Raw genomic sequence first — 13,761 nt, forward strand, 5'->3', positions numbered from 1 at the left:
ACCAATGCTCTTTATGGGTAGTTTGAATGCAGAAGGATTTGAAGGATGGTTATCTTTATATTTGTTGCCAGATTTAACAAGTCCATCTATATTAATTATGGATAATGCACCCATTCATCGTAAGACGGTCATTAGACTATTGGTTGAGGAGGCGGGTCATCAGATAATATTTTTACCAAAATACTCTCCAGACTTAAATGATATTGAGCATGATTTTAGTGCATTAAAGAGAGCTAAAATGTATGCGTCTCCTGGCACATCTCTTGATGAAATTATTCGTGCTTATTGTGCAGTGTAATGTCTCATACTTATTTGAAATGACTATAATTGCTGCGTTATATAACTTTGAATTGGCTCAGACAGCTTTAGCTGGCTAATCTGCAAGAGGTCTATTGTCGGGATTGATGTGGCTATGTTTGGGGTAAAACAAAAGAACGTATGGTTTTGTCCCCTAGTCAATGAGCGGAGTAAACAAACTTCTTATGGGGCAGTCAGTCGATTTGAGATTTGAGGTTTGAGCCTTCGGCGTAAGACTTCGCCGAGAGGTTCGACGCTCAATCGAGCCATGCTCAGACGTTCGGCGAGCACTCAGCCGAGTCGCGCTGAGTCGAACAATTTGAGATTTACTCCTGATGAATCTGGGAGCTAGAACAAGAGTCTACAACTTTGGGTGGCTGGCGACTACTGTCGGAAACTTGTATCCGTTTTTGGGCGGGGTCAAAAAGCCATTTAAACTCTCTCGTGGATACCCACAAGGTTTGCTTAGAAGAATGTATCAAACTTTTACAAAGCAACCGCTCAAACTCATAAAGTCTCTCTCTGCCCTAGCAAAATCAGTTAGCTCGCACGATGCTGGTTCTCCGTTTTTCAGATTGGACAATACACGGCCCTCAGCACCCTAAAAATGAAGAATTGTAAAGTTTTATCAAGATCTTTGGACATCTGAATTAAAATCTTCTCATAAAAAAGACTAGCTTTTAGCAGGCGCAAATTGTGGAAAAAGATTTAAAACTCAGAATATGAGATCGAGTTCGCTGGTCTTACATGGTGCAATAAAATGTAACTTTTGATGCCAGAACCAGTAGCATGAACTTTGTCGAAAGCCTAATGCCCGTCCGGCCAATGCCTTCGGAAAATCGCTTTCTTGGCGCTGCATCAAATCTTAAGTGCAATGACTTCCCTTTGACGGGAGCCGGAGCCTTCGAGCAAACATTTAGCTCCAGGGCTTACGCACCAGAACTGTGATAAACCGGGTTTTTTAACCGGGAGCGAGGGCGGCAACAAAGTGTTTTCGTTCATCAAACCCGGTTTCAGCGTCCGAGACTGAACTCGATCGAATGAATGCAGTCGCAACCAATGTTTAAATGTGGCGATATTGCAAGTTGCGTGCAAAGCAGGGAGCTAACCGCAGTGATGGATCTCGATTGTTTACCTTACGGCGCAGGCCACGCACAGGAAGGGGTCTGTCTGCTAGTGCGAATGGGGCCGCACCGCATTTTACTCGACTGCGGTGTAGAGGATATTGCACCCCTGTCAGCGACACTAAATCGATCGCTGCCAGCCGATTTCGTGGTGTGCAGCCACGCCCACTCCGACCACGCCAGAGGTTTGCTAGCACTCCATCAATCTTTCCCCCACTTGCCAATTTACGCCAGCGAAGTGACAACGCGGCTGCTACCGCTTAACTGGCCGTCCCGGTCTCAACAGCCAGAGTCCCGGTTCTGTCAAGCACTGCCCTGGCAGTCGCCGATCGAACTGCGGCCGGGACTGAGCGTGCAGTTGTTCCCGTCGGGCCATTTGCCCGGAGCGGCGACTGTGGTGCTGACTTATGCCGCCCCCCACCGCACCTACACCCTGGTGTACACCGGCGACTTTTTCCTGTCCAATTCTCGTTTGGTGGAAGGTTTGCCCTTGGGAGAACTCAGGGGGATGAAGCCGGATGTGTTAATTTTGGAAGGCAGTTACGGCACGGCGCGCCACCCTCACCGCCGACAACTGGAAAATCAGTTAGCCGATCGCATCCACCGCGCCATCGCCGACGGCTACTCGGTACTACTGCCCGCGCCAGCGCTAGGTTTAGGTCAAGAACTGCTGATGCTACTCCGCAGCCACCACTACTTTACTGGCCGCGACTTGGATATTTGGGTGGACGGCACTGTCGCCGACGGGTGCGACGCTTATCTGGAACTCCTGCCCCAATTTCCCACCGCCGTCCAAAATTTTGCTCTGCACCAACCTTTATTTTGGGACGAAAGGGTGAAACCCCGCGTCCGCCGGTTGTCGGCCGAACAGCGCCCCGGATTGGGTTCCACGCCGTGTATTGTAATTACAGACAAGTTTGCTGATTTGGCTTTGTATGTTGCCGATCGCACAAATCCTTGGATTTTGCTCGCACCTCAAAAGCCCGGATATCCCGTCAGCAACTGGCCCGAATCTGGAGTCAGAAGTGTCGAAACTTATCTGCTAGCCGAACACTGCGACGGCCCAGGCACTACCCAGCTCATTCACAATTTGCGTCCCCAGCACGTAATTTTGCTCCACGGTTCCCCTGCATATTTGGCTGACTTAGCTAACTTGGACGAGCTGCGAAACCGATACCAGTTGCACACTCCGGCGGTCGGAACACTTGTCGAACTGCCGATCGGGGAAATGTTTTTGCAGCCTGCTATCCCGGAAACTAACTATGAGGGAGAACTCAGCGAATTGGGGACAGAGGTAGCAATTAGTTTGCCGAGTCCGATTACAGCCGATCCTCGGTGGGCAAATTTTGCCGATACCGGTTTGGTAGAAGCGCGGTGGCAAGGCGAAGAACTGGTACTGCGGGGCATCTCCCAGCGGGAACTGCTTTTTCAAGGCAGCGCCGTTCAGGCCAACCTCGAATGCTGCGGCAATTGCCAGCACTACCGCGGTCAGCGCTGTTGGAACCAATTATCTGCTTTGTTTGGCTTTAAAGTTACCCCGGACGGTTTCTGTCCGGTGTTTCAAGCGATACCGGAGTCCGAACTTTTCCTAGATGGGGAAACAGACGGCGAATAATATCAATTCCGGTTGCACTAATACATGATTGTTGACTGTTGACTGTTGACTGTAGAAGGAGGGGTCGAAAAACTGAATGGTTGAGTGTTAACTGTTGACTCGATTTTATTATTCCGATGCAACCGGAAACGATATAAGCTGTCGGGAACCTCAAAACCAGCAAGCAGGCAAAGAAAACAAAAGAACAGTTTTGGACGCACCCAGACAAAAAACCCCGTTTAAGCAGGGGTAAGCTATCGCGTATTGAATTTTTAAACTACTGTGTACTTAAGCTCTTGTGGGGTGGGCAGGAGAGCCCGCCATAAAGCTTAAATTTAAAAGGCAAAATACCTTATGTGGTCACAACCCAGAATATTTTTGGTCTGAACCGGGTTTTTTGCCTAATTTCTCCAGGAAAAAGGGAGAAAAGTCGTTTTGTTTTCTATCAAATTTTCCTTGTGCCTCAAGCGCGAGTTCAAAACTATTCCAAATTCGAGTCCGGGTAGTGATTGCGAATTTGTTCCGCTTCGGGACAATCGTCAGAAACTAGGGGTTCGCAGTTAGTTCTGGACACCGAAGCCAACTTCTGGGACACAGCTCCAATACTTTCGAGACGCACCATTTCTTCCCAGGAGCTGATTTCGTCTTCTTCGTCGGTTTCGTAGCGCAGCGTGACTAGATCCCCTTCAATATCTAGGATACGAGCGCGCTCTATCCAACGTTGCTGATCTCGAAGAAAAATAGAAACCTCACGACCATCACAACAGAGTTGATAGATTTTGCGCTGTAGCATTTGTCAGTTCTCCTGCGCAGTTTAACTTGCTTAAAATATGGCCTGTTTACCGTAACGTACTTTGGGTTTTACATCGGAAGGCACAGCCGTATGGACTGGCCATTTTCACGTTTTCCGAAACTTTGGTACCGATGGGAGTTACCAAACTTGATTTTACCACCAAATCTATCTAGTACGCCATTTATCCAGTTACAGGTTATGCAGCCAGTCGCATCCCTCGCCGGAGGCATTTGCCAGCATAGAGCGGAGGATTAGAACTTGACTCCCGTGATCGCGATTAACAGCGACAATAAAAACAGACTCTGCCTCAGAAATCTTGCTCTCTTCTGCCTCAATTTCCCCAGAAACCTCTTGTTTCGACCTTTGTTCGATCGCCCACTAACGCCTCTTGGCTCAATCTCAAATCTCAAAGCGAAAGCTCCAAAACGACACTCAAACAGCGACAATAAAAACAGACTCTGCCTCAGAAATCTCGCTCTCTTCTGCCTCAATTCCCCCAGAAACCTTTTGTTTCGACCTTTGTTCGATCGCCCACTAACGCCTCTTGGCTCAATCTCAAATCTCAAATCTCAAAGCGAAATCTCTAAAGCGACACTCAAACAGCGACAATAAAAACAGACTCTGCCTCAGAAATCTCCCTCTCTTGTGCCTCAATTCCCCCAGAAACCTCTTGTTTCGACGTTGGTTCTGGCCCGGAGTACCCTCTGTGAACTCAATCTAAAATCTAAAATCTAAAATCAACAGACCTGAGTGTGATAAAAATCACTGACAGCAGGCAGCGCCTAAATGTAGAAAATGGTGGCGGCCAACAACTAGCTTCAAAACGGGCAGCGGAACCTGTGGCGGTTAAGCTAAAAGAATTGCGGTTCCGTTCAAAACAAATTGGAGTAATTGCTCGTGGGTATTAAGGAGGCTAATTGATGGTGTACGCAGAAAATTGGTCGCAGCCGTCTATCTTAGAGCTAGCGCGATCGGGCAACTTTCAAGCCCTGAATTACTGGATTGACAGCTTGCTGCGGCCCGAAGGGATTTATGCCCGCGTCGAACAGGCTCAGGCCGGCTGCGTCCAAATCCTCGTAGAATTTCAGCGCGAATTTGCGCCAGATACTACATTACTAGGGAGCACTCTCCGGGAAGGCTTAGTCAAATTTATTTGCCACCAACTCTGGAGACTAAACTCGCCAGCAGTAGAAGGAGTGCGAATTCACGCGCGCTTGGCTGGAGAACCAGACATTCTCTGGAAACAGTCAGTGCGAATTGTCACTCCGGCAAACCGCGAGCGGCGACGTTACCGTTCCCTACCGGCCGTCGATTGGGTTAAATTTAAAACGTATCGTTCTCTGCTGCTAGTGGGCTCGGCACTTGCCTCATTTATTTTAGGGTGTTGGGTGAGCTACCACGAAGCTCTGACCCTGCGGTTAGTATCCCCAGTATCCGGGTACCAGCAAACTGCGGTAATGTCGGGACCGCCTCCAAAACGTGCGGATACGGTGCAAGCGGCCTTAGAAGTGGTACCAGTAGTAAAGCAAAAGCAAGTTGCTAATCCTTACGACCCAACAGTAACGCTGATGTTCGGAGGAAATGTGAATCTATCGGATGCGCTCGGAGCATCTGCTGCCAACGATCACCAATGGGCTTTCGCCAATATGGACGAGTTCCGGCAAGCAGATGTGGCGATGGTTAACCTAGAAAACTCCCTGACTCGCTCTACATTGGGGTCTGGCAAAAAACAATTAAATTTTAAAGCGAATCCAGAATCGGTGAAAGTATTAACAGCCGGAGGAGTGGATATTGTCAATCTGGCAAATAGCCGCGCTATGGATTACGAGGAACCGGGGCTGGTGGAGACGATGAATACTCTAGATAATAGTGGGATTCAACACCTGGGAGCCGGCAGAGATATTAAAGAAGCGAGGCGTCCAGATATTATTGAAGTTAAGGGTCAGCGGATTGCTTACCTCGGTTATTACGATGCCGAGCTTAACGTCGCTGACCAAGGGAAAGCGGGCACTAACCCCCGCCGTAACAATCGCGTGGCCGAGGATATTCGAGCTATTAGGGGTCAGGTAGACTGGATTATTGTTAATTACCACTGGGGAGTCGAATTGGCCGATTATCCGGGGGACTGGCAGATTGATTTGGCTCGGTTCACGATCGACCAAGGAGCGGATTTGGTAGTGGGACACCATCCCCAGGTACTGCAAGGTGCAGAAATTTACAAGGGCCGCCCGATAGTTTACTCGCTAGGGAATTTTATATTCGGCGGGAATGCTCGCAGGGATTACGATACCGCAGTCCTGAAAGTATCGCTTAAAGACAGGAATATGAAGGTAGAGTTTCTGCCTGTGGAGGTGAAAAAGTTTCAGCCGAAGGTCGTGAAGGGAGCGGCAGCCGATCGCATCCTCAAACGCGTCGAGCAAATTTCTAGTATTTTTGATCGACCGATGGGATATTCTGTAGTTCTCGATGCCTTAGTCCAGCCAGGATTAGCACCAAAAACTCCAAATTCTCCATTGCCAGGAGCAGCAAAGAGTGGTACTTACGGGCCCGGGCGGGGTTCCGGGGGAACCTCCGGTGAAAGCAATCAGCAAGGCCCCGGACAACCCAAACCAACTTTGATTTTGCCGGCTTTGCCGGCTGCGCCCCAACAGCCGGACAACTCCTCATTTTTCCCAAACGGGACAGGGCCTGCAATTGAATCAAACCCGCCTCCGAATCAAAATTTGCCGCCGCGCATCTACCCCACTCAACCTCAAAATCCCAGCGGGGAAGCAGATCCGTTTACGAAAGAGCCCTTCATCAAAGAACCGTTTATTTCGCCCCCTTCTCCCAGTCAAGGAGCAGTGCCGAGTCCCCAAAGCTATCTGCCCCCCAGTCGGGCTGTATCTTTTGAAGTCGCACTCAAACAGCAGTCGGCCTCCGCGATCGTTCCAGCTAACAGCAGCAAACGCTCCAAGCACCGGATCGCCCTGCCTCCTATAGCTGGGAGCATTGGTTAGTCGGTGGGGGTCGGAACAACGAGGAGGCAGGGGGAGGATAGGGGCGGTAATGGGTGAACATCAACATACCAGCGACAAATTATTAATGACTGATTTACTGACAACCAATGATCAATGACCTACTACCGATGACAAATGTGTTTGCGATCGCGCTCAAGCAAAAGCAGTACAAAACCTATATCCTCTCCGACGAAACCGCTAACTCTACTCTAGAAGTTGTGCCGGAACGGGGCGGTATTGCCACTAGCTGGCTGGTTGAAGGCAAAGAAATCTTCTATTTGGACGCGGAACGGTTCGCCAATCCCGATCTAACTGTACGTGGCGGGATTCCCATCCTGTTTCCCATCTGCAGCAATCTCCCCGACAATACTTACACCCACAAGGGAGTGGAGCGTCAGCTCAAACAGCACGGCTTTGCTCGAGACTTGCCTTGGACAATAGGCGAACAAGTTACGGAGGGTTGCGCCGCTCTTACGCTGATTCTCGACAGCAGCGACAAGACGCTGGCTGTTTATCCCTTTGATTTCCAACTAGCCTTCACTTATCAGATAAAAGGCAATTCTTTGGAAATTTTTCAGCGATACACGAATCTGTCTGACGAACCCATGCCGTTTTCTAGTGGTTTGCACCCCTACTTTTTGGCGACGGACAAATCTAAGCTGCGCTTTGAGATTCCGGGGATGCAGTATAGAGATCAGAACACCCATGAAAAGGGTTACTTCACTGGGGTTTTTGACCCGACGCTGGATGAAATTGATGTTTCCTTTGACGAGCTCACTGGTCTTGCTGCTACTGTCACTGACGCGGCTTGCGGCTTGCGGCTCACCCTCAGTTACAACTCCAGCTATGGGAAGTTGGTTTTCTGGATGGTGAAGGGCAAGGATTTTTACTGTTTGGAACCTTGGACTGCTCCTCGAAATGCCCTCAACACTGGCGAACACTTGATTTATTTGCAGCCGGGAGCGACTTGCGAGATGCTGGTTCGCATGACTGCAAATTTTATTTAAAAAACACTTGCTATTTCAAATGAGGGGTGCTACTATTAGAAATTGTGTGCGGTAACAATGTTTTCGCGGGTCGCTAGCTCAGCGGTAGAGCATTCGGCTTTTAACCGATTGGTCTCGGGTTCAAATCCCGGGCGACCCATAAAAAATTTGTGAGTTAAAAATTTTGAGTTTTGAGTGGAATGCTCGGAACTCAAAATTTTGTTTTTTGAACTTTTAAGTAAATCTGGAAAGATAGTGCGCGATCGGTGGCAAATTGTCTTAATATTATCGTAAGAATTGAACTTGTCCAAAATCCACTGCCCAGAAATCACAAATAACTAGGAGGAATATCTATGGCGCTTGTACCTATGCGACTGCTGCTCGACCACGCGGCTGAAAACGGTTACGGCCTACCGGCTTACAACGTCAACAACATGGAGCAAATCCAAGCGATCATGCGCGCTGCTGACGAAACCAACAGCCCCGTGATCCTGCAAGCTTCTCGCGGCGCTCGCTCCTACGCTGGGGAAAATTTCCTGCGCCATTTGATTTTGGCGGCAGTTGAAACCTATCCTCACATTCCCATTACCATGCACCAAGACCACGGCAATGCCCCCGGCACTTGCTATTCTGCCATGCGCCAAGGTTTCACCAGCGTGATGATGGACGGTTCTCTGGAAGCGGATGCTAAGACTCCCGCCAGCTACGAGTACAATGTTCAAGTTACTCGCGATGTGGTGAATGTTGCTCATTCGATCGGCGTTAGCGTTGAAGGCGAACTGGGTTGTTTGGGTTCTCTGGAAACAGGGATGGGCGAAGCAGAAGATGGCCACGGCTTTGAAGGTGCGCTTTCTCACGATCAGTTGCTCACAGATCCCGAAGAAGCTGTTAATTTTGTTGAGCAAACCGGCGTTGATGCTCTCGCAGTGGCGATTGGCACTTCCCACGGCGCTTACAAATTCACCCGCAAGCCGACTGGCGAAATTTTGGCAATCAGCCGCATTGAAGAAATTCACCGCCGCTTGCCGAATACTCACTTGGTAATGCACGGTTCTTCTTCTGTACCCCAAGAATTGCTGGAAATTATCAACAGCAACGGCGGTAAAATCCGCGAAACCTACGGCGTACCTGTGGAAGAAATCCAAAAGGGCATCAAGTGCGGCGTTCGCAAGATCAATATCGATACTGACAACCGTTTGGCGATTACCGCTGCGGTGCGCGAAGCTTTGTTTGCCAAGCCCGATGAGTTTGACCCCCGCCACTTCTTGAAGCCGTCGATCAAGTATATGCAGAAGGTTTGTAGCGATCGTTATAACTCTTTCGGTTGCGCTGGTAACGGTACCAAGATTAAGCAAGTGTCTTTGGACGATTTTGCAGCTAAGTATGCTAAGGGCGAATTGAGCTCTTCTGCTAAGAAGACTGTAGCTGTTTAAGAATTTTAGGTTTTAGATTTTAGATTTGTCTGAGGTCTAAAGTGAGGATGGCCGGGTAGCTTTGAAGTTGCCCGGTTTTTGTTTTTGGACACAAATCAATAGAAGTGATATTGAAAAGTGCGATCGCTATAGCAGTATCCCTATTTTTGCTTACAATGAAGCTAATCTTCGTGGGAAATTCAACGGTTTGAATCAAAGGTGAACGAATGGCAAAGGTTATTGCAGTTACAGAAGCTATTAAAAGCCTGGCTGAGGCTGAATCAAGGTTGAATTTGAGCCGAAATGAGGATGAGGCTTTTTTTACAGAGTGGCAAACCCAATTGCCAAGTCTCAGCGATTCTGAACAGACTGCTTTGGATACGCTACGACGTAGATTGCTATATCATAGGGCAGATGGAGAATTGTTAGAAGGGGCAGTGACTTTGCTGGTGGCATCACCTTTGTTAGAACTGGCGGGATTCTACGATCCACCTTTCAAGATGAAGGCTGAAGCTGCTATCGAAATTGCGATCGATGATGGGGAAGAAACCCTGCGGGGACGAATTGATATCTTGATTTTGCAGAATCAGCTTTGGGTAATGGTTTTGGAGTGTAAAAAGACTACGATTTCGACGCGATCGGCGTTACCCCAAGCATTAGCATACATGATGGCAAATCCTGATTTGGATAAACCGAAATTTGGTATGTTGACCAATGGCGATGATGTGTTGTTTGTGAAACTCAAGGCTCAACCTACACCCGAATACGGCTTATCGCGGGCATTTTCGATTTATACTGTGCGAAGTGAATTGCGATCGGCTTTTCAGGTATTGAAGCATTTAGGCCAAGGCATCACTGCCATCTAAGTTACGGTGAAGGGCGCACAACACGAATCAGTTTACCTTGCAAAGATTCTTCTGCTGTAATAGCCGCGTTGATTCGGTTAGCCAGTGCTTCCCAATTGCGATCGTTCGTACAGGCGATAATGCCAGCATGAAGGGGCTGTATGCGGTGCAGTCGAAAGAAATCTTTACGGTTTTCGGTAATGACGGCACGTTTTTCGCTAGTAGCAAAAGCTAAAACATCCGGGTCAGGAATTTTCTGATTGACTCTGCCTGCTTCTTGAACAGTGAAAACATCCTGTCCTAAAGCTCTCAGTAATTCTACAACAGGATAGGGGTATTGCTCATCGGCATAGAGACGTGCCATCTGCTACAAATCCTCGTCCATCACTTCATTGTTTTCCCGAATTTCTGTTTCTATTTCATCGGGGAAGGCTTCAGCATAAGCCCAAGCGTTAGCAATATTAGTAGCAGACAGTAATCGATAGCTTGTGAGTAACTCGGCTTCGCTATAGCCAATGCGACGAGCTTCTACAAGTCCCCAAACGGTGATGCGAGTTCCAGCAATGCAGGCACTCCCGCCACAAACATCAGGCGTTTTTTCAATACCGCGCCAAGGAGTGATTTTGCCTTGAGATAGGAGTTGAACGACTTGAGCTTTTTCGTCGTCAGAGAGTGCCAGCAGTTGAGGCTCTAATTCTTTTAGCGTCATGGCAAACAATGGAATTGCGACTACCGATCATTCTATCGAACCGATCGCCCTATTTACGCGATCGCCCATTGCCACTCCTAGTAATTTGGGTGAAGCAGGACAATGTAAGCAATGGTTGTATCAATTACACCGCCTGGGCGATCGCATATTGCCTCAGTACAGGTGAAATCGTGTAAAAATTTGCTTGTTGTTCAATCAAGCAGCGTCGCGATAGAGATTGCAGGGCATTTAGCAAATCTGAAGCCGAAATTCTGTCATTTTCTAGCAATTTTGCCCGGTTGATTGGCTGGCTTGCTTTCGCTAACAAGGAGATTACTTGTTTTTCTAGTTCCGATAGGCGATCGAACTGCTGCTGTAAAACATCTTTCAAATCTTCGGGCAACAATATGGTATCATTTGGTAATAACTCTGTCAGGCCTCCTCCTAAGTCTTGAATCAGATTCGCCACGCTTTTTAACCATAGGGGTTTGCCTTGGTAGCGATGAATGAGTGTTTCACTGTTGTCGCTTTCTTCTAACCCATAATCTCTCAGTATTTCCCGTCCGGCGGCGATCTCTAAACCTTTGACTTGTAAGGTGTGAATAGAAGTATTTTGGTTTTTAACTTGAGTCACTTCTCTCGGTTGTTCCCAACCAATTAACATCAAGCAGCTTTGATGGGATAATTTTTCTATTTGTTTGAATAAAGAGCGATATTCTTCGGATTGTGGTTTATATTTTCCTGCCAATTCGCCGCTACAAAAAAGGTTGTGAACGTCATCTAAGACGATTAAACAGCGATGGTTTTGCAAATACTTAATCAGCGGTAAGCGTTTTTGGTTTGTTGGGGATAAATCTGGTTTTTCGGAATTGGAAAAAAGCTGTATTAGGTTAGATTGAAATTTGTCTATACTGGGGAATTCGTCTAGCGTGTACCAAACTGCGTACTCAAACTCGTCTTTGATTTGTTGTACGAGTTGCACTGCTAAGGTGGTTTTGCCGATACCGCTGATGCCGGTGATGGTGATGAGGCGGCACTGTTGTTGTAAAATCCAGGTGGTGAGGGTGTGGAGTTCGAGAGTGCGATCGAAGAAATCACCCAACTCTGGCATTTCGCTTAAATCTTGATGTAGAGTTTTGGTTTGTTTTGGGTTAGCTGTTTCCTGATTTGGTGGGTGTGAGTTTGGGATATTTGGTGGGTGTCTTCCTTCTGCACAGATGTTGAAAATACTGCTCACGTTGTTTGCAAAGTTTAAAGCATTAGAGTTTTGCAACCTCTCCATTGTGGAGCGAAAATTTGTTTTACTGACATCTTCCCCTAACTCCTCTGAAAGTATCTGCCATAATTCCGAGCCGATTTCCCTGATGCGACTTTCAGAACAGTCAAAGTCTTTCGCTATTTCTTTGTATGTCTCGCGTTGTAGAGTTCCCCGCAGTACCGCTGCTTGTAAATCGTCAAGGTGCTGACCTGTTTTCTCGAAAACTATGCGATCGGCGACATTTAACATTTCTTTAAGATTCATCTGGCAGGGAGATGCGAGAGTTTTGTGTATTGTAGCTCACAACTGCCAACATTTTCGTACATTGTCGTACATTGTTATACAAACTTAGCTTAAAGTTAAAGTAAAAGCGAGGGAAAATTGGCGGCATAATAGAACATTATTGGGCTAGACAAACCTTTAATTTATTAAGGATAATAGGACAAGTATTAAAAGGATAAATTGATTTATGAATTGGGAAGATTTTGCCAGTCAAGTCGGTGACGAAGTTGTAGAAAATGTTGTTGAAAAAACTATGGGCATTGATGGAAATACAGTTAAAACAGTCAAAGCGGTTGCAGAAACTGGTGCTGCGGTAGGTGCGGCTGCCAGTGCTGCAACAGGGTTGACTGTTGCAGCAACTTCAGGAGCAGGAATTACTTCGGGTCTAGCTGCGGCAGGTGGTGTGGTTGGTGGTGGTATGGCGGCGGCTCCTGCGGTATTAGCAGCAGGCCCTGCTTATCTGGGGGCAAAAATAATGAATGAAACTTTGTTCAAAGAGCAATCGAACTTGTCTGAGGAAGAGAATGATGCTCGTGCAGCGGCAAGAACAGCTACAAACATTGGGGCTGCTGCTGGTCTAGTTGGTGCTGGTGCTGTAACGGTAGCTGGCGGTGCCTCTGGTGCTGCAATTATGGGCACCCTTGCGGGTATCGGTGGCGTTGTCGGGGGAGGCGCAATTGCTGGTACTGCCATAGTTGCTGCTGCACCTGTTGCTGCGGCGGCTGCTGTTGGATACGCAATATATAAACTGTTTGGAGGTAAAGGGTAAAGATAGTTAGTTCAGTTTGACTTTGAAGGTCTAATTAATCTGAAGTTTAGCTCAGGACTTAATTATTATGGATGAGATAGTCAATAAGTTAGCTGGTCTAGGAGTTGCTGGTTTAGTCTTAGTTGGGCTTGTTGCAACCTCTTCTTATGCAGGAGCCGTAGCAATTACAACTTCGTTAGCTTTTTTAGGTGGTCCTTTTGGCATGATTGGGGGCGCAGTTGCTCTCACCTTGATTGCAGGCGTTTCAAGCATGATTGCAAAGGTTGGGGTTGAGACTCTAGCAAAGGCTGTAGTTCAAAAGCTTAAGGAGAGTGGCAGATCGGAGAGTTCTATCATTCAAGAAATCAATAATTTTCCAATGATTACTCAAGGTCTACGTTCCCAACTACGTGAATATGTCCGCCTAGTATAAAAGGAATAAGTGTGATTGCTGCTCTCCATTAGTGCGCTCACCCTTCCTTGTAGCTTAGGTTAACCCAAGGAAACCCAACCTCTTTTGGCACTCACAATCTTATCCATTTCTACAATAACAATGTGATGATTGCACGGATGGCGATCGCCCCAGCAAAAAAATGGCGATCGCGGCAACAATCCTTAAGTTGACACCAATGGGCACTGCGGTGTTCTAATGCCGGACACGGCAGTGCCGTTTCCCTACCACAGAATAAATGGTTTTATTACCAAATTCCACAAAACATCTATAATGCAAAAAAT

At 47.5% G+C, this 13,761-nt stretch carries 14 protein-coding genes and 1 tRNA gene; 11 read left to right on the forward strand and 4 right to left on the reverse strand.

Annotation, left to right across the window (positions count from 1 at the left end; translation table 11 throughout):
• Together QUA40_RS10955 and QUA40_RS10960 are read left to right on the forward strand one after the other, a co-directional pair.
• Positions 1–298, forward strand: a 298-nt coding sequence (locus QUA40_RS10955; protein ID WP_333125153.1) for a transposase, incomplete at its 5' end; no start/stop codon positions are given.
• A gap of 1,115 nt (positions 299–1,413) precedes the next feature.
• Positions 1,414–3,036, forward strand: a complete 1,623-nt coding sequence (locus QUA40_RS10960) for an MBL fold metallo-hydrolase (RefSeq protein WP_333125156.1) — start codon at positions 1,414–1,416, stop codon at positions 3,034–3,036.
• Positions 3,037–3,496: 460 nt separating this feature from the next.
• Here the strand turns inward: QUA40_RS10960 and QUA40_RS10965 are convergent, their stop codons facing one another.
• Positions 3,497–3,808, reverse strand: coding sequence for a DUF6679 family protein (locus QUA40_RS10965; protein WP_006633466.1), 312 nt, complete (start codon positions 3,806–3,808; stop codon positions 3,497–3,499).
• Positions 3,809–4,560: 752 nt separating this feature from the next.
• On the opposite strand from QUA40_RS10965, the gene QUA40_RS10970 reads away from it, so the two are divergent.
• From QUA40_RS10970 to QUA40_RS10995, 6 genes are all read left to right on the forward strand, one after another.
• Positions 4,561–4,716, forward strand: coding sequence for a hypothetical protein (locus tag QUA40_RS10970; protein WP_333125159.1), 156 nt, complete (start codon positions 4,561–4,563; stop codon positions 4,714–4,716).
• Positions 4,717–4,728: 12 nt separating this feature from the next.
• The gene (locus QUA40_RS10975) at positions 4,729–6,807 is read left to right on the forward strand and encodes a CapA family protein (protein WP_333125161.1); all 2,079 of its coding nucleotides are present in this window, start codon (positions 4,729–4,731) and stop codon (positions 6,805–6,807) included.
• A 137-nt stretch (positions 6,808–6,944) separates the two neighbouring features.
• Positions 6,945–7,814, forward strand: coding sequence for an aldose epimerase family protein (locus QUA40_RS10980; RefSeq protein ID WP_445301144.1), 870 nt, complete (start codon positions 6,945–6,947; stop codon positions 7,812–7,814).
• A 67-nt stretch (positions 7,815–7,881) separates the two neighbouring features.
• Positions 7,882–7,953 (forward strand) — tRNA-Lys (locus QUA40_RS10985).
• 193 nt (positions 7,954–8,146) lie between these two features.
• Positions 8,147–9,226, forward strand: a complete 1,080-nt coding sequence (fba, locus tag QUA40_RS10990) for a class II fructose-bisphosphate aldolase (protein WP_333125165.1) — start codon at positions 8,147–8,149, stop codon at positions 9,224–9,226.
• Positions 9,227–9,432: 206 nt separating this feature from the next.
• Positions 9,433–10,071: a type I restriction endonuclease gene (locus tag QUA40_RS10995; RefSeq protein WP_333125168.1), complete on the forward strand. Its 639-nt coding sequence runs from the start codon at positions 9,433–9,435 to the stop codon at positions 10,069–10,071.
• Position 10,072: 1 nt separating this feature from the next.
• Here the strand turns inward: QUA40_RS10995 and QUA40_RS11000 are convergent, their stop codons facing one another.
• Positions 10,073–10,414 (reverse strand): DUF5615 family PIN-like protein, encoded by a 342-nt coding sequence (locus QUA40_RS11000; protein WP_333125170.1) that lies wholly within the window; start codon positions 10,412–10,414, stop codon positions 10,073–10,075.
• Positions 10,415–10,417: 3 nt separating this feature from the next.
• On the reverse strand, positions 10,418–10,759 hold the full coding sequence (locus tag QUA40_RS11005; RefSeq protein WP_333125172.1) for a DUF433 domain-containing protein: 342 nt from the start codon (positions 10,757–10,759) through the stop codon (positions 10,418–10,420).
• On the opposite strand from QUA40_RS11005, the gene QUA40_RS11010 reads away from it, so the two are divergent.
• Positions 10,758–10,925: a hypothetical protein gene (locus QUA40_RS11010; RefSeq protein ID WP_333125174.1), complete on the forward strand. Its 168-nt coding sequence runs from the start codon at positions 10,758–10,760 to the stop codon at positions 10,923–10,925. The genes QUA40_RS11005 and QUA40_RS11010 overlap by 2 nt on opposite strands.
• Here the strand turns inward: QUA40_RS11010 and QUA40_RS11015 are convergent.
• Positions 10,884–12,260, reverse strand: coding sequence for an NB-ARC domain-containing protein (locus QUA40_RS11015; protein ID WP_333125176.1), 1,377 nt, complete (start codon positions 12,258–12,260; stop codon positions 10,884–10,886). The two genes, QUA40_RS11010 and QUA40_RS11015, sit on opposite strands and share 42 nt — an antisense overlap.
• Positions 12,261–12,465: 205 nt before the next feature.
• Here QUA40_RS11015 and QUA40_RS11020 point away from each other — a divergent pair, with 205 nt between their 5' ends.
• Positions 12,466–13,047 (forward strand): RNA polymerase subunit sigma-24, encoded by a 582-nt coding sequence (locus QUA40_RS11020; RefSeq protein ID WP_333125180.1) that lies wholly within the window; start codon positions 12,466–12,468, stop codon positions 13,045–13,047.
• A gap of 67 nt (positions 13,048–13,114) precedes the next feature.
• On the forward strand, positions 13,115–13,459 hold the full coding sequence (locus QUA40_RS11025; RefSeq protein ID WP_333036310.1) for a hypothetical protein: 345 nt from the start codon (positions 13,115–13,117) through the stop codon (positions 13,457–13,459).
• Positions 13,460–13,761 lie beyond the last annotated feature (302 nt).

The sequence above is a fragment of the Microcoleus sp. Pol11C3 genome (assembly GCF_036701485.1).
Taxonomy (GTDB): Bacteria; Cyanobacteriota; Cyanobacteriia; order Cyanobacteriales; family Microcoleaceae; genus Microcoleus.